Genomic DNA, 24,309 nt, shown 5'->3' with positions numbered 1-24,309 from the left:
GATAGTATATTCTATAACAATATTGGTTCTTTAATGGTTGGTAAAAACTCTATACTCATGGCATAATTTAATAACAAATTGATATACTCTTGATTTGGTTCTAAGCAATGTACATTCTTCAAATATCCTTGCGTATACAAACAAGATGGTATAGCTACTGATAGCTCTTCTACAGATTCTAATAAAGGCATTATGAGCTCTAAAGCTTTCTGTTCATCAGTAGTTAGATTAGTATTAAAAAACTTCTCTATATACTTTTCTTGCCTCATTAACATTAAATCGTATCCAAAAACTTGTAAACTATTAATAAATTGGTCCCATTTAAGCTGAGTTGGATTACAAATATGCATGGTTTTATTTACTGTGTTGGCCTTATAAGATAGTTCAGTAATGGCTAAACTTCCATAGTCCACAGGTGTTAAATCTACATACGTATTGATTTCAGGTGCTATGTTAGATAAGCATATACCTTTCAATAATCTATAAAAAGCGTTTTCATTAATATTGAATTGAAATTTACCCGTTTTAGAGTTACCCACTAAATTTCCCACACGGTATATAGTAGCACGAACTCCTTTTTCCATTGCCTCTCTGACCATTTTCTCGCCTTGAAACTTACTTTCTAAGTATACATTATCTAAATTTTGCCCTCTATCAAAATTAGACTCAAAGAATTTAAATTCTTTTGGATCGCTTTCAGCCTGTCCTACCACACTTAAAGTCGATATATAATGAAAGCGTGCATTTGTATTCTTAGCTAATTCCAATAAGTATTTTGTAGACTGAACATTTACCTTTTGAAAATGCTCACGTTCTCCATAGTGTCTAACTTCTCCACCACAATGTATTATTGACTCTACGTTACTCTTTAAATGATCCACTTTCTTTGGATCAAGACCTAGATTTATCAAAGATAAATCTCCTTCAATTAATTCTACTCTCTCCTCCAACTTTTGAAGAATTTCTTTACCAAAATAAAATCTCATTCTTTCTTTTAACTTTTCATCAATTACTTGATTCTCATTTTTTCTTACTAAACAGTAAATAGTCGTAGATGGCAACTGTAATAATTGTTCTAAAATATGTGCGCCTAAATATCCTGTTGCTCCTGTAAGGAAAACTGCTTTTGGATAATTCACCATATCTAACTCACATTCTTCTAATTTAGTTCTTTTATAAACCGGATTCGTTTTCGTTTCATTTTCAATACATGCTACATTAATATTTTTCTCATTCTTTAACGACATATCTTCCATCTCTTCAATATGATAGGCTAAATTTTCTATTGTTCTATACTTAAAGAAATCTTGAATTTTCAAGTTAGGGTATAACGGTTTTAATTTAACTAATGCCGGCATAACTTTTAAAGAATGTCCACCCAAATTAAAGAAATCATCTTTTAAACCAATAGACTTTATGTTTAAAACTTCAGACCATACTTTTGCAATGTTTTTTTGCACTTTAGTTTGAGGCTTAAGTATACAATCATCCTTTTGCTCATTATCAAAATCTATTTCTGGAAGTTTTTCGAAATCAATTTTCCCATTAGCCGTTATTGGTATTTCTAACACATGAGAGTAATATTTAGGAATCATATATTCTGGCAATACATTTGATAAATGTATTGCTAACTTATTTTTCTCTATTTCTATACCGTCCACTGTTTTATAGTAAGCTTGCAATAGCATTCCATCTTTCGTTTGTGTTATCACAGCCTGACTTATCCCCTCAAATTGTAATAGTGCATCTTCTATTTCCCCTAATTCAATTCTATGCCCTCTAATTTTAACCTGCTTATCTTTTCTTCCCATAAATTCTATATTTCCATTTGGTAACCACTTTGCTAAATCACCTGTTCGGTATACCCTTTTACTATTATCTTCTGAAAATGGACTTGAAATAAATGCCTGATTTGTTTTCTCCTCCTGCTTCCAATACCCTTGGGCCAATCCTAAACTCTCAATATATAATTCACCCATGCCCCCTACCGGACAATGTTGCATATACGAGTTCAATATATGAACCTTTGTATTAGAAATTGGAATACCAATCGGTATATTTCCTAAAAGACTATTCTCATCTTCTAATATTGGTATGAAGTAATACATTGCTGAAACAGTTGCTTCAGTAGGGCCATACTCATTTACCAGTTGTACTTGGTTTTTAAAAGTATTTTGCCAACTCCTAATAGCATTTGTTGATGCAGCTTCCCCTCCCATTATCATAAATCTTAAAGAACGTATCTTCTCACTATCCAGTTTAGTTAATGAAGTCGATAATTCATTAAAAAATACTGTTGGTACGTCAGAAAGAGTTGCTTGTATTTCTTGGATAGCCTGAGCATATGCTACAGTTGAATAGCGCTGTTCATCACTTAATAAATATAGTTCCGCCCCATTTAACAAGGTAGAAAAAATTTCCGATACAGAAGAATCAAAACTATGGGAATAAAACTGTGTTACTTTATCATTTGGGGAAATATGAAATACTTCATTTCTCCATTCAGCTAAATTTAATACTCCTTTATGAGTTAATAATGTACCTTTTGGTTTGCCTGTTGATCCTGATGTATAAATTACATATGCCAAGTCATCTGGTTTATTTAAAATTTTAACATCATCATTTATTGTCGTACGATATATATCCTCTATTATTGAAACGTTATAATTACTTGAATTCAAATGACTTTTGTATTTGTTATTCGTTATAATTCTACATGCCTCGCTGTCACTTACTATATAATTAATTCTATCCTCGGGGTATTTTACATCGATTGGTATATAGGCAGCACCAGCTTTTAATATTCCAATCATAGAGACAATGCTATTAATACTTCTATCTAAAAATATGGCTACTTTGTCACCTGTTTTTATACCCTTTTCGAGTAAATGTTGCGCTACTTGATTAGAATCCATATTTAATTGTCTATATGTTAAAGACTCTGTTTCTGTAGCTATAGCAATCCGATTTGATTGTCTATCTACTTGCTTATAGAATTGCTCCTGTATATTTTGAAAATAAGGATATGGTCTTTCTGTATGATTTACCTTTCTATATAGAGATACTTCTTCCTGTGATAGGAATGAAAGAGTTTCATATGCTACTGTTCGTTGATGAATAAATGCGTCCAGTATATTAAGTAAATTTTGAGTAAACCTATTAATTGATTCTTCCTTGAATAAATTAATATCATACTCAAATGAAATACCTACATAATCCAAGCCTTCTTCAACAGATAGAGAAATGTCAAACTTACTAACATCTTGTTTATTAGTTAACAATTGAAGCTTGTGCTCATCATGCTGTTGCAAAATATCTTTCTGATAACTAAACATTGTAGAAAAGATAGGGTTATTTCCAAAACTTCTATCAGGATTTATTTGCTCAATTACTTTATCAAATGGGTACGATTGGTTTTGGAAAGAATTCAAACATTTTTCTTTAACGACTTGTACTAGTTGTTTTAAATTTTTCACATCATTTAATTGTGTTCTAATAGCTAAAGTATTTACAAAAAATCCTTGTATTTGTTCAAATTCCTGATAATTCCTTCCGGCAACCGGTGTACCTACAATAATATCTTTTTGATCCGTTAGATAGTGTAACAATTGTATATATACTGCCAAAAATAGCATATACATAGACACATTCTCTTGTTCACATACTTGTTTCAAAGACTCTTTCATTTTATTATCTAACTTCATTTCAAAGACTTTACCTTTATTTGTACTTTGACGATCCCTACTAAAATCTAACGGAAGATTTAGTATGGGAAGAGGCGCCGCAAGCTCGGTCATCCAATAAGATTTTTCTGTATCCCACCGGCCTAATTTTAGCTGCTTGTGTTCCCACTCAACATAATCCACATATCGATTGGAAATAGTTGGTAAATCAGGATTTCTTCGATTAGCAAAGGCATTATATACCTTCATTAATTCATCTAATAAATTCCTTACACTCCACTCATCGGTAATAATATGGTGTAAATTGATATATATATAGGATCTTTTCTTATCAAGATTAAAAATTCTAATCCGGAAAAGTGGTCCATTTTCCAAATCAAATGGTGTATGATCCGTTTGATTTATTGTTCTACGTATATATTCTTGTTGTTCCTTTTTAGTTATGTGTTCAATATCATCGTGAATAAGGTCAATAGATATTGATTTTAATATGACCTGTCTAGGCTCCCCGTTTTTTTCAATAAACACTGTTCGTAGCATCTCGTGTCGTTCAACTAAAAATCTTATGGCGTCTTGTAAAATATTCTTTTTTAAACTTGGCTCAATATTTATGTGTAGTTGTGTATCATATACTCTATTAATAGCGTTATACTTATTTAAAAACCAGATTCTTTTTTGAGCACTGGATAACTTATAACATTCCTTATCTGCAACCTTTAATACTTGCATATCATGTTCTTCTCTATCCGTATTTACTTCCATTAATTTATCAATGTAAGCAGATAGACTAGCAATTGTTGTATGCTCAAAAATATCTCTAATTTCTATTTTCAAATGAAACTCTTTTTGAATTTGATTTAACACTTGCACAGCAATTAATGAATGTCCCCCAAGTTTAAAAAAGTCATCATCTCTGCTGATTCTATATTTCCCTAAATTTAAAATCTCTGACCATGTTTTTACCAACCTTTTTTCTGTTTCACTTATTGGTGGTACATATTGATTCTTCATATTTTCAAGTAAAGATGGGATTTGTAATTCTAATTTTTTTCTATCAATCTTACCACTTGGTGATAATGGAAATGTTTTAAGGTGAAATACATAATTTGGAGTCATAAAATCTGGTAAACTTTCACTTAAGAATGTTTTTAAGTCCTCTTGTTTTATCTCTGTATTGTCTTTTGATAAATAAAAGCTAGCGATTTTGTCATTTTGATAAGTTACTACTACTGCATCTTTTACCTCTGGGTGTTTAAATAATGCTCTTTCAATTTCATCAAGCTCAATTCGATACCCACGTAGTTTTACTTGATTATCTTTCCTTCCGATAAATTCTAAGTTCCCACTTGGTAAAAGACGTACTAAATCCCCAGTACGATACATTTTTTTATCGCGATTATAGGATTCCCCGAAAGAAATAAATGCCTCTTCTGTTTTTTCCTTTTGATTTATATATCCTTTGGCAACCCCATCACCACCAATGAATAACTCACCTACTACTCCTGACGGACATATCGTGTTGAACGGACTGACCACGAAAACTTTACTATTAGCAATTGGTTTACCTATTGGGATATTAGAATTTTCTTCTTTTATCTCATGATTTACTTCATAAATGGTTGTACATACAGTAGCTTCAGTAGGACCATATGCGTTAAGAACTGGAATCTTTAATCCTAATTTACTTTGCCATTTACGAACTGATTCAGCAGGTATGGTTTCCCCTCCCACAAATACACATTTTAAAGAATTTAATGTAAGTAACATTTCTTTTGGCATATCAGCTATTAATTTAAAAAATGCAGTTGGTAAAAGAACATATGTAATACCATTCTTGTTAATTACATTTATAAATTCTTCTGCAGAACGTTTTTCCATTTCAGAAATTAAATGCATTCTCCCTCCGCATAACAAAATCGGAAATATTTCCATAATGGAGGCATCAAAAATCATCGTTGCAAATTGTAAAAATACATCATTTTTGTCTAAATTAAATTGATTCATTAATGAATATGATAAATTAATTACTCCTTTATGTGGTACACCTACTCCTTTTGGTAAACCTGTCGAACCTGACGTGTAGATAATATACGCTGTATCTTCTATGGTATGTGTAGGTACAATATTTTCTATAGAATTAGCGTAATGAAAATCCTCTAGATAAATTGTATGAATCGCAAAACTTTCAATTAATCCCCTGAATTCTTTCTTTGTAATAATCATTTGACTTTCACTATCTTTTAATATATATTCTATTCTTTTTTCAGGAAACTTTGGATCGATTGGTACATAAACTCCACCTGATTTTAGTATGCCTAGAATCCACACAATTGTATCAATCTCTCTCACCATAGTAATACTTACACGCTGTCCCTTTTTTATATCATTTTCACGTAAATAATTCGCAATTTGATTTGACCTTTGCTGCAAGTCATAATAGGTAATCGATTTATCCCCCATTGAAATCGCTATTTGATTTGGCGATTTTAATGCTTGTAGATCGATTAATTGATCTAGTGTTTTTGAATTAGGATATGCAAGAGTATTTGAGTTTATATCTTTGTATAAACGATGATCCTTTTTTAAAAGTAAATCCAATGAATGGATAAGCTCATTTACATTCTTCATTAGTTCTTGTAACAAATATATATATCTTTCAACTAAATCACTAATACTCTCTGCTTTATATAACGCTGAATTATAGTCAACCTCAATTTTATTCTCTGTTTCCCCTTCATATCTCATTATTCTCCAGGTCATGTTAAAAGGATTTACTCTTTTACAATCTGTTAAAACTGTGGACTCAATATCTAGAATTTTCAATTGAGGTATCCTTACCGTATTAAATGCTGTTGAATATATCATATTATGATGTGTATTATTATTTAGATTTGAATCTTTTACTATATGTGAATATGGATTATGTTTATACTTAATAGCCAAATGAACAGATTTATTCACCTTGTTAAGTATTCCCTTAAATGTATCCCCCTTTTCTATTGTTATACGTATAGGTAATGTATTAACAAAATAACCAAAAGCATTCCCTTCTTCCGTGTGTGGTCTAGTATTAATTGGAATACCTACAATAATTTCTTCAGCGTTTGTCATTTGATGAAGCAAGGCACAATAAGTACTTAACATAACCCGATAGACACTTATGTTATTTCTTTTAGCAAAACATTGTATTTGATAAAATAGATCGGCATCAATATTCTTACTTATATTTTCATTCGTATATATCGGTTCATTCATTTTATTAATAGTAGCAGGAAACTCTGTAGGAGGTAATTCACCTTGTAAATAATCTTTCCAATAGGATGATCCTTCTCTATATATTGCACTGTCAATAAAACCTTCCTCAAATTCTACAAGGCTCTTATAAGGAGATTCTAATACTAAACCCGTATTTTCTTGAAGTAATTCACAATACGTATGAGACAATTGTTGGATAAAAATTCCTAAACTACATCCATCATAAATAATGTGATGAAAAATCATATGTAAAATAAATTCATCTTCACACAATTTAATGATGTGGAATTTAAACAAAGGCCCTTCTTCTAAATTAAATTTCTCATTCACTATAGAGTCTAAGAATTTTTTTAAAATAAATTTTTGTTCTGTGTTTTTAAAAGCAGTTAAATCCTTAATTGGTATATCAAAATCTATACTCTTTTGAATGAATTGTTTAATTTTTTCGTCCCTTTTAATAAATAGTGTACGCAGCGCCGGATGAGATTGCACTATTAAAGTAAGCGCTTTCTTAAAAGTATCTATTTGAAGATTTCCTTTTAGCTTTATTATGGTAGCTTCATTGTTCATTCCATTTTCTAATTCCATTTGATGAGCTATCCATAATGCTTCTTGCCCTACTGTTGCATCCAATTCTTCTACAATTTCATATTGCTTTTGTATTTCCTTCATATGAATTTCTCCTTTTATAAATATTTCAAAACGGATAATATTTACAGTTACAACTATATGTACATATTCTACGATTTGTAAATGTATTTTTTTCGACTAAATTCAACGTTTATTTCACTTATTGCATAGTTATTAAAATTATGAATAATATTCATATTTATACCGTGAAAGTTCATACTTTTATTCAATTTAAGCATAAAAAATCATTTTACTAATAATTCCAATTACTTTTTATAAAGTAATCTCATATATATTTATTAAAATATATACTCTAATTTATACCCCGAAAATAAATTCAAGGATATTCCAACAGGTCACTATATATATTTCTAATAATATAAACTGAAAAGGAGGAGTCCGTACATAATGGAATATAGATTATTAGGCAACACCGGATTAATAGTTTCTGAGATAGGATTCGGTTCTTGGGCGATTGGTGGAGATGAATGGGGCGCAGTAAAAGATAATGAATCCATTGATGCAATCAATAAAGCAATTGACCTAGGGGTTAATTTTATTGACACTGCTGATGTTTATGGACTAGGTCATATTGAAACACTCGTTGCAAAAGCTATAAATAATCGCAGGCAGGATATCATTCTTTCTACAAAGGGTGGATTAATCGGTCATCATTATGACCAAAATCAACCAGCAGTTTTTGGAGATCCTCAAAAGATTATTGATGCGTTTGAGGCTAGTTTACTACGGCTTAAAACTGATTATATAGATGTGTACTTTTGTCATATTTGGTGAGATAAACCTGAAGAAACAGAAGCCTTTCTACAAGCTTTCCAAACCTTAAAAAAATCTGGCAAAGTGAGAGCTGTTGGCGTTTCTACTAATGATTTAGATTATATTAAACACTTTAATCAGAATGATGATTTAGATGTTGTGCAATTCGATTACAGTATTTTAAATAAAGAGCCTGAAAAAGATATCCTTCCTTATATTGAAAAACATAATTTAGGTGCTGTGATAAGAGGTCCACTAAAAATGGGAATTTTAACGGGGAAATTTAATCATGAAACTCAATTTCCAGACGATGATTTAAGAAAAGATTGGCCAAAAGAGAAGTGGTTTAAAGATAGATTAAACAAAGTAGAGAAATTAGGTTCACTTGTACGATCAAATCGAAGTCTAGCTCAAATTGCCTTACGTTATGTTTTAAGCCACCCAGCCGTTTCAGTTGCGATTCCTGGTGCAAAAAATTCTACTCAGGTTGAAGAAAATTCTTCACACTTAACTCGTCCATTATCATTAAATAATGAAATTGAATTCATTAAAAAGCTTTGATCAGCTCGTTATTCTCCCATAAAAATCAAACTGATTTAGCTACCAAATCCATACCATTACTTCTTCTCCACCAGAACATTTCTTTAACACTTCCACCCTATTTTTTCTCTTTTCCCAACAATATCTATAGTTTATAAGGTAGTTGAGCACTTATATTCAACTACCTTATAATAGTTCTACATTATATTAAAATATCTACTACACTAGTTGAATACATGTTAGAACAACATATAAATTAAATAAACAATTAATTCAGATATATTTTTAGAAACTCCATTATCTCACAATTACTTTTTTTAAAATTAATCAAAAAATTTTTCTTTACTTTAAATTCCATAGTTCATATAATCTTCTATGGAATTACATTTTTTTCTAAATAGCTCCTCATTTCTAAGTATTCAAAAGGGCAATTACAAATTATTATACCCTTATGTTTAACCAAGTAAAATAAAAATCCAGTTTTTCACAAGGAGAAGTGACTGCATGCAAGATATTTTAAAACTATTTCCGAGCGTTGACGGAAATGAAGAAAAACAACAACTTTTATTAGAATCTATGCAGAAAATAATTAAAAATCTTGACCAATTAAAAAATGAAGAGCGAGCTACTTTAGGTAAATGTGAGGAAAAATCAGAAGGATACTACAATGGCTTAATTCACCAAAGTCATATTCCACTAGCTGGAATCACTATGTCTGAGGTTATAGAAGAGCTAAAACAATTTATGAATGGACATCCTTATCCAAATAAATATTACTTGTCTAACGCTGTACCACTACCAAGTATACCTTCACTATTAGGTGTAATAACCATGGCCCTTTTAAATGGTAATGGTGTTTGGGATGTATATGGTCCAGGGGCAGCTGAAGCAGAAGTAAAAGTTGTATCCATGCTTTCAAAACTAATAGGTTATAATCCACATAATAGCGGCGGCTATACAACATGGGGTGGACAAGGATGCGTGTTTTCTAGCCTGCGCTTAGCAATTTCTAAACAATTCCCATCAGCAAAAGAACATGGCGCTCCACAAAATGTATATTGCTTTGCTTCTGAAAATGCACATTATAGTTTATTAAAGTCAGCTGAAGCAACTGGCATTGGGACAAATCACTTAATAAAAGTGAAAACTGATCCTTATACAAACTCTATGGATATAGAAGATTTAGAGAATAAAATGATACAAGTTATTAAAAATGACGGTATCCCTCTTTATATTCTAGCTACTATGGGGTCAACAGATACATTTACCATTGATGATATAAAAAAAATTAAAGAGAGCGCTGAAACAATACAGAAAAAATATAAATTAAAACCTATTTATATCCATGCTGATTCTGCAATGGGCGGATTCTATAGTTTCTTTAATAATTATAGTTTCGAAGAAAATCCACTTTCATTTGAACCTAGCTTAAAAAATGCTTTACAATACGTACAAGATAAAATGCAATACATGGCACTTGCTGATAGTGTATGTTTTGATTTTCATAAATTAGGACAAACACCTTATGCTTCAAGTATATTAATCGTAAAAAATCATACTGATTTACAACTGATGGATATTGAACAAGATGACACACCTTATCTAGGCAATAGGTCATATGGAAGTTATCATACTGGCTATACCTTAGAATGTTCACGAGCTGGTAGTGCTATTCCGATGTATATCAATCTTTTAGCCTTTGGTGTTGAAGGATATCAAAAATTACTAGCAAATTATATTCGTGTAAATCTATTATTTAGAGAAAGGTTGCGCAAGGCCCTCCCTCAAGTCGCAATCACAAATGATTTTACATATGGACCAATTACAACTTTCCGTTTCTATATGAATGGAGATGGCCAAGAAAATTGGGAAAAAGAACGAATAGGCCTTGCAACAAAGGAAGAGATTGAGGGTACAAACCGATTAAATATAGAACTATTTAATTACCTAGGAAAAAATCGCGATCAAGTATTTTTTGGTGATACAACTCGTTCTTGTGTAGTAGATGTAATAAACAATTATGATAGAAATCCGATTTCTACATTAAAATTCTTTTCTATCTCTCCATATACAACTGTTGAATGTATAGATGAGATCGTAGAATTTCTTTATGAACATATTTCGATTGCTACTAAACAGATTTATTCATATGTTTAATAACCATTTTTGTTAGCGCTTTAATAGTTAAACTTAACTAAATTAAATAAAATTTTTAATCCTTTTAATTACTATTCACTATATCAGGAAAGAGGAAAAACATATGAATATAGAGCTACTAGATACACATCACGTGAAAGATGCAGCACATTTACTTGCACATTCTTTTGTGAATAATGAACCTCTTGTAAGCAGTTTACAAATTCCTTTTGCTTCTTTTCACAAAATGTGCGAAGAAATGATGAAACAAGCTGTATCTCAAGCCATGTCATTTGTAGCAATAGAAAATTTTCAAATTGTTGGAGTTCTTTTAACAAAAAAAGTAACCCAGCCACTAATAGATACAGATAAAGCGACTGAACTATGCCCACAAATGGAACCTATTTTTCAACTTTTAGATACATTAGAGACAGAATCTATTGAGTTTTCTCATTTAGATAAAGAAAAATTGGTCTATCTAGATATGGGCGCTTGTCATCCAGATTGGATGGGAAGTGGGATAGTCACCAGCCTTATTTCACATGCCATTCAAGAAATAAGTAAAAAAGATTTTGATTTTATTGCTGCTTGTACAAATAAAATCTCTCAAAAAATCCTTAAAAAACTGTTTACGACCTTGGAAATGAATGAAATAGTGTATAGTAATTTTCCTTATAAGGAAGCATACCCATTTGCTAACACAACAACTTCCTTAGCAGCTCAATTACTATATATACCTCAATCCCAATTCGTCATCAAGGCCATATAAATTTGTGAAGAAGGCTAGCTGTATTTTTGTGCAGCTGCTTTTTTTATATAGAGTAAATTAGTAATAGATATTCTAACATAAGTGACACCTTTCACACTTTAACTTCTTCGAATTCAATAGCCACTTTCTCAGCATGCCTTATTTCTCTGCTTAACCTACCTAAAGATCCCCTTCTATTTATTTCAACATGTTTCATCATGTTTTAATTTCATTCGCTCCATTATTTCATCTATACAAGTAACTTAAATACTTTTACCTATTTTAATGTCTAATCTTTTATTTTTTAAGTAACGAGTGTTACATAGATTCCCACTCTTAAACACTTTAAGACATATTACTTGAGAACCCCTTAATATCCCCTATAATACTGATGGTTACCATTTTCTTTCATTTCGTTTATCTATTCATATTACATACCCTATAGCTATCTAATCTTCCTTAAAGAATCCCATGTGAAATTCATGATAAAAGGAAACAAACGTGTCATATTTAGCATTTAATAAAAAAGAGTGAGAATTACTGGATTCCCCTTTCTTCCTTTTAAGCAGCTCTTTTAAGTCTAATTCTATTGTATTCCTGCTAATAAATAGCATGTTATATAACTATATAAAAACTCTACCAAATCATTAAAGGAATCTCCTTTCCCCTATCGAATTATTGTAGAGGGAAAGGAGATGAATGCATGGAAATCCTAGGACTAGATACACGCGCATTAGCGACTTTAGGTGCACTTGAATACACAAATCGTCGCAATAAATTAATCGAAGAAGCAGACAATAATATATACGAGTGTAAAGAAATGAAGGAAATCCTTCAAACGTTCCCTAAAGAGAAGCAGATTGAGATTCTTGAGAATCAAGCTTATTTTGAAGCAGTGGCAAAGATGATTGAACAAAACAATTTAATTCTTTTAGAACAGATGAAAGCTCTACAACTAATTCAGAAATAACAAATTTATGATTGATTAATTCTACATATGCTTCCATAAATAATGTATCTTTATCTATACCATCAGCCTCTGTTTTTACAGGGGCTTTTGTTATGCCTTGATTCATATTCTGAATTTGAATTGTCTCTTTCACATGTATGAATAGATCTTCTAATAAACCAGGTGTAGATTCTAATTCCTGCTTTTCAATTTCCTCTGTGACAGCACTTATAAACTCCCATAATACTTTTGCACCTAGTAGTTCTGCTAATCGTTTTTCACGCATTTCAAATGTTTTCATGTTCATATTTAAACACTTCCCTACAATTTATATATAATGATAAAAACATTACCCTTTTATGTAAAATTCCCAAAAAATCTTTCTAAACTTACATTTCTAAAAAATCACTACATAATCTTAAAAATTTAAAATCTTAAGTTGATGGATGTGTGAACGTACCCCTACTAATATTCTTGCTTTTAAATCATTATTACTGTATTATATTTACGTAGTAATATAAGGATTATGGTATATAAAAAGGGATCAAATCTATAAGTAAGATTTAAATCCTTTTCCAAGGCAAAAAGATTTTGCTAAAATCTAATATAATTTATGCTTGTCTTTTTAATATGTATCTAGTAAAAACATATTTTTTATCAATAGAATTCTGTTTTCAATATAAATGGAAACTTTAAATAGAAGTTTATTAACTCTCAATGATAGGAGTTAGTGTTCTAGAATATAGAGAAACAAGGCACGATACAAAGTAATCTGACAAACCTAAGAAGTATTGTATATTGTTTGCCCATCTCCAGGTACTACAATAAAAGAGCCTTACCTCTCTAGGCAAGACTCTACTAGTTTAGTTGTATAATATTTACATGATAACTAAGAAACAGAAAACATATAACACCAAATAGCAGCACCCTATTACTCCTCCTACAGCTAATACCTGTTTAACCCAACTCTTAAATTTTTGATTACTATAAATCGCCTGCACTCTTTCCATATTTCCTCCTATTAAGGAGAACCCTTAAAGACTCTCACCTCGCTATAGTACCATTAGAAAATGAATAATAGAGATCTAATGTATAAATATGCAATATTGCATACAAAAATTCATTGTTATAATTGTAAGCGCTTACTATAATAAGATTATAAAGATTTATCACATCTTAATACGAAAAAAGAGGAGAGAATAATATGGAAATCGCAATGGCAGTTTTAAAATTTATAGGTGGAGCAATCCCATTAATTCAAGAACTTCTAAAAGCATTTATGTAAGTTCACTGTTTAGCAATTATTTACAAAAATTATCATACAAATGATCTGTATATCAAAGATAAATTGATTTACAGATCATTTGCGTGAGCAAGGTCCCTTTAACATGATTAAGGGACCTTGTTTTAATTTTTGGCTTTGTTAAAGGTAAATGTTGATATTTGAAACCTATCCGAAATCTTCGTATAATTGTATAAGAACAAACATTCGAGAGGTGTTAAGGTTGAGCAAAGCGTTCAGTAATCTATTGAAACATATTGGCAATTTGTCACACACAGAGAAAGAGCAAGTGTTTCAATGGGTAAAACGCTATGTTGAACCTTCTTCCTCTGTCGGTGGTCGTCTAATCAATGAAATGAGAGAAACTCGTTTCAAGGAAGGGTTTGAATGTCCTCATTGTGCATCCGAACACGTTGTTCGTTTCGGTAAACACAATAATCGCCAACGCTATCGTTGTAAATGTTGTAGTAAGACATTCACTGATACAACGAATACTGTTCTTTACCGTACTCGAAAAGGAAACGAATGGATTACATTTGTTGATTGTATGTTTAAAGGATATTCCTTGCGAAAGTCCGCTGAAATCGTGGGGGTTACATGGGTTACACTTTTTTATTGGAGACATAAATTGTTAAGTGCGTTAAAACAATTGGATTTTGAGAAATTTGAAGGTATCGTTGAAGTTGACGAGACCTATTTCCTATACTCTCAAAAGGGTCAACGTGGTATTTCAGAACGCAAACCTCGTAGGCGTGGTGGAAAATCTAAACACAGAGGTATCAGCCACGAACAAGTTTGTGTTCTTGTTGCCAGAGACCGTACCAAAGCGACTGTCTCCAAGATTGCTTGTATGGGGCGTGTTGTGAAAACAAAAGTTGATAGTATGATTGGTTCTAAATTAACATCGGATAATGTACTTGTTACAGATGCTTGGAGAGCCTACAAAACGTATGCAAAAGAAAAAGGAATAGAGCATTACAGAATTAAATCAAACGATGGTAAGCACGTTATTAAAGGCTTGTACCATATCCAGAATGTAAATGGTCTCCATTCTCGTATGAAACAATGGATAGACCGTTTTAAAGGTGTGGCTACAAAATATTTAGACAACTACCTTGCGTGGTTCTTGTTTATAGATAGAAAAAGTAACGAAAGCACAAAACACAACATTAAAGAGTTCTTACTCACATCATTTGTATTTGAAATGACTGATACTTATGATAGTTTGCGTCTGTCAAAATTCAGTGTATAAACGAACGAATTAAGAAAAGGGTGAAATATTGGATAACTCGAAATGGATATCTTTAAGTAATGTTAATGATGAGGAGGAAATTTGGGCAGGGGCAAGAGTTAGGTTGTACAATGTTGGTATGAATAGAGAAGACAAAGAAAATGATTTCTACGAATACATTATTTCTTATATCTACGACAACGATAACTACTTACAACTAACTAATTTAACAACAGGAAAAGCAGGTTATATTATTTGTGTCATTGAAAAAGAATTGCCGAATAATTATGCTTTGGGTAAAACATTAAAGCAAAGAATGGGCTTAGAAAATACCTATTTTAGATTTGAATATGAATAATCAACAACTAAGGGAAGCACCAACTCTAAGGTGTCTTCCCATATTTAATACTTTTTATCAACATTCAACATTAACAGAGCCAAAAATTAAAGAAACAAGACTTTTATAAACATACAATTTCATTTTAATAATCTAATAACAAACCTTTAATTTAAACAAATCTAGTTCAAGCAAAAAAAGATGTCCTAGTACCATATCTACTAGGACACCCCTTCATTTTAATCATATATACATAACTTCTCTAAATTTCTAAATTCTATACATCTCTATCAATTAAATAATAATTAGATATATCTCCTATCTAAAACATAGTATTATTATTAGCTGTTTCATTTGAAATCTCTTGAATTACATCCCAGTGTTCGACAATCTTACCATCCTTTATACGAAATATATCCACTATAGCAACTCCCTTATCTTGAGAGTTAGCACGAGAATGTACATGAAGAGCAACTGTATCTCCTTCAGCTACTACACGTTTAATTTCTGCAGAGGAGTTAGGGTTTTTAACAAAATCCTCCTTAAAGAAATCCATGAAAGCTTTTCGTCCATCAGCCACAAAAGGATTATGTTGCTTATAATCTTCACTTACATATTTAGGGATGATATCGATATTATGTTTGTTAAAAACTTCATTATAGAAATCAACTACCATCTTTTTATTCTTTTCTTTTTCTGCCACATCATCTTTCGATACTGGTGCAACATTCTCGCTCTTTATTGAGTTACCTTTGGCATTACCAATGAAGGATTGAAATGTCAAAGTCGACACAATTCCTAAAATAAACACAGAAATAATTATTATTATTAAATTTTTCTCTAATTTCATATATATCTACCTCTTTTAATTTTATAATTCACCTTCGATAACACGCTTAATAAAGGAAAAATCTTTCCCAGAATGTGATGTAAGAAATATTGTTAGGAAAATCCATCTATCCTAACAATACTCCTTATACGAGGCATATTTGAAACTGGTAACTCTAACTTAATACCTCATTAACAGTTGCACTGTCCACAATTTGAATAAACTTCTTAACCTTATCGTTCTCATCAAACTCATAAAGATGACAAAAATCTGCTATGAATGATTTCCCTGTTACTTTATATGTTCCACTATATTTTCCATACACGATAACAGTATTGTTATTAAAAGCATAAATTTCATCTTTAGCGCTATAGTTATCCCATTCAGTTCCAAGACGTTCATGTACATTTTTCACTACTTCATCAGGACCTATATAAGTGCCCGCATATGGAAACCCAGCAGCTTCTGTCCAAGATACATTCTCATTTAAATACGCTTTGAAAGCATCCATTTTCCCTTCACCAGTCAATACATACGTTTCATGTAATAGTTTTTGATATTTATTCATAGCATTAACCCCATGGCATTTCTTTTGTTACAACTTTTGCACTTAATTCCAATACACCTTTATTAGCATAGCCTGGATATGCTGTTTCAAGTTTTGCTACAAAATCTTTTGAAGTTTTACTTTCCTCAGAAGCTTGAATTGCAGTTCTTAGATAATCCATAGTTGCAATAATCGCTTGATTATCTAAGGATTTTTCGATTGATCCATGGCTTGGTACAATAATGTCAGCATTTAACGCTTGTAATACTTTCAAGTTCTCAATCCATGCCTCCATTGCTGCTTTTGAGCTAGTATCTGCTAAGAACACATGGATTTCGTTAAATACATCAATGCCTCCAATCAATAATTTTAGCTCTTTATTAAATAAGCTAGTTCTGTAATCATCTAAGCCTACAAGTTCAAATGTTAAACCTTGAAAATCAATTGTTTTCTCTTTAATAACTTGAGGTAATACCACATTGTTTGGTGCATTTTCTCCTAGTACATCTTTCCAAACTTTTAATTTCCCTAATACAGAATGAACAATATGTTCAACAGTAGACTCTGTTGCATACGCTATGGCTCCTGGGTAAGCAGCTTTAATACTTTCTAACCCAAAGTAATAATCAGGATCCCCATGTATAATAAAGATTTTATCTAGGGATAAGTTATTGTTTTTCAGATAATCCACAATTTCTTTCGAATCAGATTGAGTAAATTTTGAGTTTATTAAAAATGCATGTCCTGCTTTCTCAACTAAGGTTGCAGTTACCATAAAACTTTTTTCATCCGAACTAAACACCGTCAATTTTACATCATTTAGATTTGTATCGATTGTTTTAAACATAGAATGTTATTCTCCTTTTGTTAAAGTTATTGAATAGATAACACATTTTTATCTTGTTCCGACAGAAAGCCCCTCCTCAATTCCCCTGCATAGTTAATCGCACCAGCAAATAGATAGGAGATGTATGTCGGTTGGCGTAAGCTAACATGTTTGCTACTGTGATCTATAGTAAAATCATAATTGGACCTTCTTTAATAACAAATAGAAACTATAACTGTTATCAGAAAGATTTAAGTCCATCCACTTCTAGTCTTTTTTAAAACGTTAAATGTTATATACTTTAACTTAAAGTTTTTTAATATAAATTTTTGAAACGTGCTTCGATTTTATCTGGCGTCATTACCCCGCCACCAATAGGGATAATTTGATTATCCTTTTGTAAAAGTAATGAAGGATAACTATTAACACCAAGCTGTCGAACCTTATTGAAATCATTTTGTACATCTACAATTGTTTCTTGAGCATTTAAACGCTCTATTACTTGTTCAGGATCCACACCATGCTCAATTGCAATCTTACGATATGTTTCAGGGTCACTTAGACTTTTCCCCTCATAATAAAACGCTTTTTGCATAGCCGAAGTGAATTCTAACAAACGGTCTGGCGCTAATGAACGTAAAGCGGAAAAGCCAATTGCAGCATCTTTCGAATTCATTTTAAAAGTCCCTTCTTCCACCAATTTTTGATATGAAGGACCAAATTCTGCACCTGTAAGTTGATTAATTCTTTTATTCCCCTCTTCTATATATGAGAAATTTTTTATTGGTAAATCATCTAAAAATAATCCTCCACATAAAACTGTTAACGGCACTTCAGTGTGTTCTTTGTAAAATCCTTTAATACTTTCTGAAAATCCATAGCACCATCCACAATATGCGTCCCATACGTATATAAGATTATCTTGTTTCGTCTTCATTTAAATCTCCTACCTTTATTTTTATTAACCAGTCCAGCTATCACTTAAAATTCTCAGCTAACTTTTTGGTTTATATAAGTACATCTTTTTTATATCTTGTTCTTTTATGAGCTACCTTACTATATTTCCCCAAAACTAACCCTTTCAAAAAAATCAACTAAGATTTTTAACAAAAGATAACGCTACACATTATTGCCCCAAAGCAGAAAATACTATAGTTTGGAATATGCATTTCCTTTAATCTTTTAGTGACTTTCTAGACTGAGCGACAATGTGTGGGCCACCTTCCTTAAATAAATATACTAACCGTATTTTTACATAAAGCAGAATGAATTGTAACCAATTAAGTTACAACCTTTATGTAACTATAATAGTTACAACTAAAACAGAAGTCAATTCTTTTTTTAAATTTAATAACATAAACATAATTATAAGCTCTATCGAAAATAAATAAGTAGACCTTATCTCATTACACTCCTTTCAAATGTACAGAAATTCTATGAGCAATATTTTCTTATTTACACAGTAATCCTCACAAAAATAAAATTACTATATATAAATATAAAAAAGTCACCTGCTTTATAACAGGAAACTTTTTTGCATATTATTAACCTACAAACCCAAAATTCCTACAATCTGACGAGCTTTAGCATTATCAATATAATAATGCACCTCTAATCCTCTTCTTTCTGTACGGAGTACGGTTCTTCTCAATTTTGATAAATGCTGTGAAACAGTGGATTGAGGGAGTCTTAATATTTCCGTTAACTGTGTAACATTGCATTTTTTATGATGCATTAATTCATTTACAATTTGTAATCGTACTGGATGCGCCATAACCTTTAATAAATCTACGTTCTCTTCCGAAATTTCTTTTACATTTCGATCATTTTTTAATGCTATCATTTCACATTCCCCTTTATTATTTATTTCTATTTTCCTATTATCCTTATACATAGTACTTATAGATGAATACCTTTTATCCTGTTGAGAAAATATATTTCATATCTGCTTTATAGCTTAAACAAGTGATTATTTTTTGAAAATAACAATAATAAATACTATTTAAGTCGAAATTAATTCAAATAAACAAATAAATTAATAGAATATTCCGTCTTGTGTTGAAAAATACTGTTTGGTAGATTTTAATAGAGTAAAACTCTGCTATGATACTAATTACTGTATAGTATCTATGGAGAGGATGAGACTGAACAATGAATGTTCAAATAAAGGGGAACGAACAAATAACTCATTTATTAAATGAATGGTATCAAGAAATTAGAGCTAGGCATGTAGACGCCGCTCACTTACTTAAGCAAGAAATTGAAAACAAAATCCACGATATAGAAGAAAATCAAACCATACTATTATACTACTCACTTCTAGATTTTAGACACCAATATCTAATTGATAGTTTGAGTATTTCTAAAGATAGTTTTAAAAAAAGTGATGCTTACGAGACTCCTACGGATGACTTCCTTTCATACTATTATCACTTCTTTAAAGCAATCCACTCAAATGTTATGGGTAATCATAGTCTTGCAAGAATACATTTTGATAAAGCTGAAAGTTTATTATCGACAATACCTGACGAAATCGAATACGCTGAATTTCATTATGAATTGGCTGTTTTCTACTGCCATACACATAAATCAATCCTATGTATTAATCATGTTATGAAAGCTAAAGATATTTTTTCAAAACACATGGGATATGAATTAAAAGTTGCCTTTTGCAATAACTTATACGGGCTGGCATGTACTCATTTAAGAGAATGGGAATTAGCAGAGGAACATTATATTTCAGCGATGGATACATTCCAGAAAGAAAATTTAGAATACAATATTTTAATTGTCCGTCATAACCTAGGATTTATGTATGCTACACAAAACCTCTCTGAGTTAGCATTACGATATTTATCTGAGATTAATCAAAAGCTAGCCAGTGATTATAAAGCTTTATTTATTGAGGCAAGAGAACATTATAAATTAGGAGAAAATCAAATAGCTCAAGAGCTAATCGAAAAAGGGCTACAACTTTCCACTCAGTTAGGTATCGAAAGTTATATACATCACTTTAATATTTTGAAAAAAATGAACCTAAATAGTTGTGCAATTGATGTAGAAAAAGCTATCTTAGAAGGAATTTCCTATTTTGAACGCGAAGAACTATATGAATATATAAATGAATATACTGAAAAATTAGCAACCCAATTTTACAAAGAAAATAATCATGTAAAAGCAAGCTATTACTTTTATGAAGCTAGCAAAGCCAGTGAAAAAAACTATATAAAAGGAGCATTAAAATGAGAAAATTAGCGGTTAGCTTACTTGGTATCTTAATTGTTGTCACAGTAACTTTTGGATCGAGTTCTTCAACAGGTACTCAAAGTACGGTAAATATTATCAAATATTCACATGGACATACTGGATAATAAAAGGAAGGATTACACCTTCCTTTTTCTTATATTTTCCCCTTAAAAATCTATTAAAAACTACTCATCTTTTAATGTTCTTAAGTAAAAAACATGCTTCTCAAAAAACACCATGAGATTCATAAAGATACATATACATGCCTTCTTCTATTTTCTCTTCTTAAAGTGCCATTTATTCGTATTAATCCCTATTCATTTAATTTTGTTTTACCTTAAAAGCTGCCTTTATTACGCCTCATCTAAGGCTTTTTCTCTCACCTATCTTACATTGTTATTAAATTTCAACTATGCATTTTCCCATAAGGAGCAAAAATTAACTACATTCCTACGGAGAACCTTAAAAATATGTACTTCCTCTTTTAAGAATAATTCAAAATTTAAATTGATTGGCCTTTTGCTGTACTTCATGTATGCAAAATTGCATAGTATTTCGTATTGATAATAGTTATCGTTGTAACTATAATGGTTTCAGTAGGTTATATTTTCATTTACCTTTCAAATTTCAAAAATATTAAAGGAGGATTTAACGTTATGAAAAAAGTCATTTTAGCAGGCGCATTAGGAATTGCAGTACTTTCAGGTATGAATTTACCAGGGGTAGAAGCAACAAAAGCGAGTGCAGCATCTACGAATTTAGAAATTCAAGAGATTACAAAATATTACTCTATGAGTTCTTATGAAGTGTCTCAAAAGGAATCTTTTAACCTTAAAAAGGGTGAAGAACTTACTGTCTTTATAACAAATTCAGGATTCCCAATCTCTTATACAGTCTTTGACGCAGATAACCAAGTAATTGGCACATACAATGCTAATTCGCCATATGGCCGCGTATTTACAGCACAAAAAGATGGTAATATTTCAGTACAATTCCAAGCAGGTGCAAATTCTTCGTTCATGAAAAAAATGAATTTTACAGCTAAATTTGCTCTTTCTAAATTAAATTAATTGTAATAACTTGTTTATGCTCTATAAAAAATAAAATAAAAATGCTTATTCCATTAATAGAATAAGCATTTTTCCATTATCCGCCTATATTTCTTTTAATATTTTTCTTCTCCATAAGTTCGTGAACTACCCGCCACTTAACGTCCTAACGGACTGTTTGAAGTGGGGGCTTCTCGGTTAGTCGTTACTTTTGATAGCTAACGAATTCGTCCTAAGACAGCCGAGCTAACTCCCTTGTTCCAAAGGTTATTTTATTGCTATTTATGCTAACGCTAATAGGCGTATTGCTTCATTTTTGATATTGATAGCTGCGTTATATAATGCATTATTAGGCTCTTTGTCTCTATACCCTATTAATTTTTCTTTAGCAAGCAATGTCGGAGAAAGAACCTCATTAGCACTCGCTAATACGTTTCCACCTTCGTTCCATCTATTTTTTTCAATAATGATATTATAGGATAAATTTTCGAAAGAAGATGATAAAATCTTTACAAACATTTTGGGGATGCTTAGCATTCGGTGTATTGACGTTTGCTATCTTCTTAATTATAGGCTTAACAGATACACCTTTTAATGCCTTAGGTTGGAGAGACTGGTTAGGTTCTGTAGTTGGTGCAGCCATTATATCAACTGGAATGTTTACTTTAAAGAAATTAAATTTAAAATAAATATTCCGTCAATACTCTATACAATCTCATTTCCATGATTGGAGCAGTTAGCTTTTGCTAGCTGTTCTTTTTTATGAAGCGAACCTACACGCAAAAAAAAAAGAAATCTTTTATAGATTCCTTTTTTGTCTTACACTCTTTTTCAAATAGTGCATCTTTGCACCTACATTTATCATACCTTATAATTCTTATAAGGTAAATAAGATTAATCAACTTTGGTAACATCTTTTTATAAAAGGAACATTTACTACTAAGATCAATCCAGCATTTTATAAAATCGATAGCTTCACTATCAAAACTACACTTTAAATTCCTGCCAATTACATTATTATTGTGCTAATAATGTAATTGGCGCAGTGTAAACTGTGTCAGTTTTCCCATCAGCATGTGTTACTTCAATTTTCATGCGATATGTTCCTGCCTCATTCAAATTACCTGCGCTGTTACCGTCAAAAGTCCAAACATTGAAATCTTCATTTGTTCCAGCTGGCAACATTGATTGATAATTAAAGTCAGTTTCAACATAACCCCAGCCAGTAGCATATTGTTTTTCTACAGTTGCTTTGTATGTTACATCATATGCGTTATCATTTGTTGCGCGTAGGATAATATTTTGTCCCATTCTGTATTCCGTATCTGAAAGTTGAATTGTAAAATTGTTCAATGTTTCTTTAGGACCACAAATATATCGGCAAAATTCGCTCGCTCCCTCTGCTTGAGCTTTAGGTGTTTCCACGTTCATTACTGTTAATCCACCAAGAGCTAAAGTCCCTGTTAACAATATTTTTCCAAATGTTTTCATTTAAAATTCCTCCTATTAATCTTTAAATATTCGCCGTTAATTTTTAAAACATTTTCATAATTTTCTTTCGTGTAATTAGTGGTAAATATTTACTTCCACATACTACTTTGGTTTATAGTATTTTGTAACGTGATAATAAAACTTGAATTACTCTCGACTTAACGTTCTGTCGTAGAAAGATAAAAAATCTTTACTTGTGTTACTTTCAGATTTAAGTAATTTATCGAGCAGTTTACTGACATGTTCAGGTCATAGATCTTTTTTATGTATATAAAGATTGTCATGCAGGGTTGAATTCTACTTATTCTTAAGGTAGTAGTAAGAAGTCAAATAGACATTAGTGTGCTTGCCCTTTTATTATCAAGCCCTGTATCAAATGAATCTTCTTCCAAATCTATAAAATTTCTGTTTCTAGCAATATTAAAAATCCCAACTAACATACTGGCTGAAAATTAATTTTCTACACAGTTTAAAAATAAAAATGTATCTTTATTTTTAGAGTAATTCCTTTGCTCTCATGTAATAACATTTAATTTATTCCATTTTATCACATTTTATGGAATATCCAGTTTGTTATTGTAAAATCCTAAATATTACTACTATAATGTAAGTTTTTTCCAAAATATGATATTTCGGAAAAAAACTTACATTATAAATGTTGATATTGATACTATTTAGCATTTTAAAATACCTTCCACTCAATACCTTAAAGAGCTACTTAAATCAAGAAATTTCACTATTAAGGGATAATATAGT

Annotated in this window: 16 protein-coding genes and 2 pseudogenes; 10 read left to right on the top strand and 8 right to left on the bottom strand. The window is 31.0% G+C overall.

The window, feature by feature from the left end; genetic code table 11:
* Window positions 1-11: 11 nt before the first annotated feature.
* Window positions 12-7,610: a non-ribosomal peptide synthetase gene (locus AC1DS7_RS24445; protein ID WP_476999257.1), complete on the bottom strand. Its 7,599-nt coding sequence runs from the start codon at window positions 7,608-7,610 to the stop codon at window positions 12-14.
* Between the two features lie 366 nt (window positions 7,611-7,976).
* Between AC1DS7_RS24445 and AC1DS7_RS24440 the strand changes: the two are divergent.
* From AC1DS7_RS24440 to AC1DS7_RS24410, 7 genes and pseudogenes are all read left to right on the top strand, one after another.
* Window positions 7,977-8,903, top strand: a pseudogene (locus tag AC1DS7_RS24440) (aldo/keto reductase).
* A 483-nt stretch (window positions 8,904-9,386) separates the two neighbouring features.
* Window positions 9,387-11,039 (top strand): pyridoxal phosphate-dependent decarboxylase family protein, encoded by a 1,653-nt coding sequence (locus AC1DS7_RS24435; protein ID WP_012259817.1) that lies wholly within the window; start codon window positions 9,387-9,389, stop codon window positions 11,037-11,039.
* A gap of 103 nt (window positions 11,040-11,142) precedes the next feature.
* Window positions 11,143-11,787 (top strand): GNAT family N-acetyltransferase, encoded by a 645-nt coding sequence (locus tag AC1DS7_RS24430; protein WP_012259816.1) that lies wholly within the window; start codon window positions 11,143-11,145, stop codon window positions 11,785-11,787.
* 682 nt (window positions 11,788-12,469) lie between these two features.
* Entirely contained in the window at window positions 12,470-12,736 is a 267-nt protein-coding gene (locus AC1DS7_RS24425) for a hypothetical protein (protein ID WP_002090487.1), read from the top strand.
* 1,077 nt (window positions 12,737-13,813) lie between these two features.
* A pseudogene (locus AC1DS7_RS24420) lies at window positions 13,814-14,000 on the top strand (hypothetical protein).
* A 220-nt stretch (window positions 14,001-14,220) separates the two neighbouring features.
* Entirely contained in the window at window positions 14,221-15,249 is a 1,029-nt protein-coding gene (locus AC1DS7_RS24415; RefSeq protein ID WP_012259814.1) for an IS1595-like element ISBwe1 family transposase, read from the top strand.
* A gap of 46 nt (window positions 15,250-15,295) precedes the next feature.
* Complete coding sequence (locus AC1DS7_RS24410; protein WP_040963219.1) at window positions 15,296-15,586, top strand: hypothetical protein; 291 nt, start codon at window positions 15,296-15,298, stop codon at window positions 15,584-15,586.
* Between the two features lie 301 nt (window positions 15,587-15,887).
* Here AC1DS7_RS24410 and AC1DS7_RS24405 read toward each other — a convergent pair whose 3' ends face one another.
* The 5 genes from AC1DS7_RS24405 to AC1DS7_RS24385 all read right to left on the bottom strand — a co-directional run bounded on the left by AC1DS7_RS24405 (window position 15,888) and on the right by AC1DS7_RS24385 (window position 19,610).
* Window positions 15,888-16,415 carry a nuclear transport factor 2 family protein gene (locus AC1DS7_RS24405; RefSeq protein ID WP_012259812.1) on the bottom strand — a complete coding sequence of 176 codons (528 nt, stop codon included), beginning with the start codon at window positions 16,413-16,415 and terminating at the stop codon, window positions 15,888-15,890.
* A gap of 154 nt (window positions 16,416-16,569) precedes the next feature.
* Window positions 16,570-16,962 carry a nuclear transport factor 2 family protein gene (locus AC1DS7_RS24400; protein WP_012259811.1) on the bottom strand — a complete coding sequence of 131 codons (393 nt, stop codon included), beginning with the start codon at window positions 16,960-16,962 and terminating at the stop codon, window positions 16,570-16,572.
* A gap of 4 nt (window positions 16,963-16,966) precedes the next feature.
* Window positions 16,967-17,788 carry an MBL fold metallo-hydrolase gene (locus tag AC1DS7_RS24395; protein WP_012259810.1) on the bottom strand — a complete coding sequence of 274 codons (822 nt, stop codon included), beginning with the start codon at window positions 17,786-17,788 and terminating at the stop codon, window positions 16,967-16,969.
* Window positions 17,789-18,083: 295 nt separating this feature from the next.
* Window positions 18,084-18,704, bottom strand: a complete 621-nt coding sequence (locus AC1DS7_RS24390; protein ID WP_012259809.1) for a DsbA family protein — start codon at window positions 18,702-18,704, stop codon at window positions 18,084-18,086.
* Between the two features lie 612 nt (window positions 18,705-19,316).
* Window positions 19,317-19,610, bottom strand: a complete 294-nt coding sequence (locus tag AC1DS7_RS24385; RefSeq protein WP_002169559.1) for an ArsR/SmtB family transcription factor — start codon at window positions 19,608-19,610, stop codon at window positions 19,317-19,319.
* A gap of 308 nt (window positions 19,611-19,918) precedes the next feature.
* On the opposite strand from AC1DS7_RS24385, the gene AC1DS7_RS24380 reads away from it, so the two are divergent.
* Together AC1DS7_RS24380 and AC1DS7_RS24375 are read left to right on the top strand one after the other, a co-directional pair.
* Window positions 19,919-21,013 (top strand): response regulator aspartate phosphatase, encoded by a 1,095-nt coding sequence (locus AC1DS7_RS24380; RefSeq protein WP_476999256.1) that lies wholly within the window; start codon window positions 19,919-19,921, stop codon window positions 21,011-21,013.
* Window positions 21,014-21,669: 656 nt separating this feature from the next.
* Window positions 21,670-22,083 carry a hypothetical protein gene (locus AC1DS7_RS24375; protein WP_012259807.1) on the top strand — a complete coding sequence of 138 codons (414 nt, stop codon included), beginning with the start codon at window positions 21,670-21,672 and terminating at the stop codon, window positions 22,081-22,083.
* 261 nt (window positions 22,084-22,344) lie between these two features.
* Here the strand turns inward: AC1DS7_RS24375 and AC1DS7_RS24370 are convergent, their stop codons facing one another.
* Window positions 22,345-22,599: a hypothetical protein gene (locus AC1DS7_RS24370; protein ID WP_476999274.1), complete on the bottom strand. Its 255-nt coding sequence runs from the start codon at window positions 22,597-22,599 to the stop codon at window positions 22,345-22,347.
* Between AC1DS7_RS24370 and AC1DS7_RS24365 the strand changes: the two genes are divergently transcribed.
* Entirely contained in the window at window positions 22,560-22,751 is a 192-nt protein-coding gene (locus AC1DS7_RS24365) for a hypothetical protein (protein WP_012259805.1), read from the top strand. The genes AC1DS7_RS24370 and AC1DS7_RS24365 overlap by 40 nt on opposite strands.
* A gap of 328 nt (window positions 22,752-23,079) precedes the next feature.
* Here the strand turns inward: AC1DS7_RS24365 and AC1DS7_RS24360 are convergent, their stop codons facing one another.
* Window positions 23,080-23,553, bottom strand: a complete 474-nt coding sequence (locus AC1DS7_RS24360; protein ID WP_012259804.1) for a hypothetical protein — start codon at window positions 23,551-23,553, stop codon at window positions 23,080-23,082.
* Window positions 23,554-24,309: the final 756 nt, after the last annotated feature.

The sequence above is a fragment of the Bacillus sp. P4_E1 genome, from assembly GCF_056401715.1.
Note: the sequence above shows the minus strand (reverse complement) of the source record. Positions and strands in the feature narration are given on the sequence as shown.

Bases quoted from the DNA above. Each gene is read 5' to 3' on its own strand.
- AC1DS7_RS24445 (WP_476999257.1), bottom strand. From the start codon at position 7,610: ATGAAGGAAATACAAAAGCAATATGAAATTGTAGAAGAATTGGATGCA.
- AC1DS7_RS24360 (WP_012259804.1), bottom strand. From the start codon at position 23,553: ATGAAAACATTTGGAAAAATATTGTTAACAGGGACTTTAGCTCTTGGT.
- AC1DS7_RS24365 (WP_012259805.1), top strand. From the start codon at position 22,560: ATGATAAAATCTTTACAAACATTTTGGGGATGCTTAGCATTCGGTGTA.
- AC1DS7_RS24380 (WP_476999256.1), top strand. From the start codon at position 19,919: ATGAATGTTCAAATAAAGGGGAACGAACAAATAACTCATTTATTAAAT.
- AC1DS7_RS24400 (WP_012259811.1), bottom strand. From the start codon at position 16,962: ATGAATAAATATCAAAAACTATTACATGAAACGTATGTATTGACTGGT.
- AC1DS7_RS24390 (WP_012259809.1), bottom strand. From the start codon at position 18,704: ATGAAGACGAAACAAGATAATCTTATATACGTATGGGACGCATATTGT.
- AC1DS7_RS24425 (WP_002090487.1), top strand. From the start codon at position 12,470: ATGGAAATCCTAGGACTAGATACACGCGCATTAGCGACTTTAGGTGCA.
- AC1DS7_RS24395 (WP_012259810.1), bottom strand. From the start codon at position 17,788: ATGTTTAAAACAATCGATACAAATCTAAATGATGTAAAATTGACGGTG.
- AC1DS7_RS24435 (WP_012259817.1), top strand. From the start codon at position 9,387: ATGCAAGATATTTTAAAACTATTTCCGAGCGTTGACGGAAATGAAGAA.
- AC1DS7_RS24405 (WP_012259812.1), bottom strand. From the start codon at position 16,415: ATGAAATTAGAGAAAAATTTAATAATAATAATTATTTCTGTGTTTATT.
- AC1DS7_RS24370 (WP_476999274.1), bottom strand. From the start codon at position 22,599: ATGCTAAGCATCCCCAAAATGTTTGTAAAGATTTTATCATCTTCTTTC.
- AC1DS7_RS24385 (WP_002169559.1), bottom strand. From the start codon at position 19,610: ATGATAGCATTAAAAAATGATCGAAATGTAAAAGAAATTTCGGAAGAG.
- AC1DS7_RS24375 (WP_012259807.1), top strand. From the start codon at position 21,670: ATGAAAAAAGTCATTTTAGCAGGCGCATTAGGAATTGCAGTACTTTCA.
- AC1DS7_RS24430 (WP_012259816.1), top strand. From the start codon at position 11,143: ATGAATATAGAGCTACTAGATACACATCACGTGAAAGATGCAGCACAT.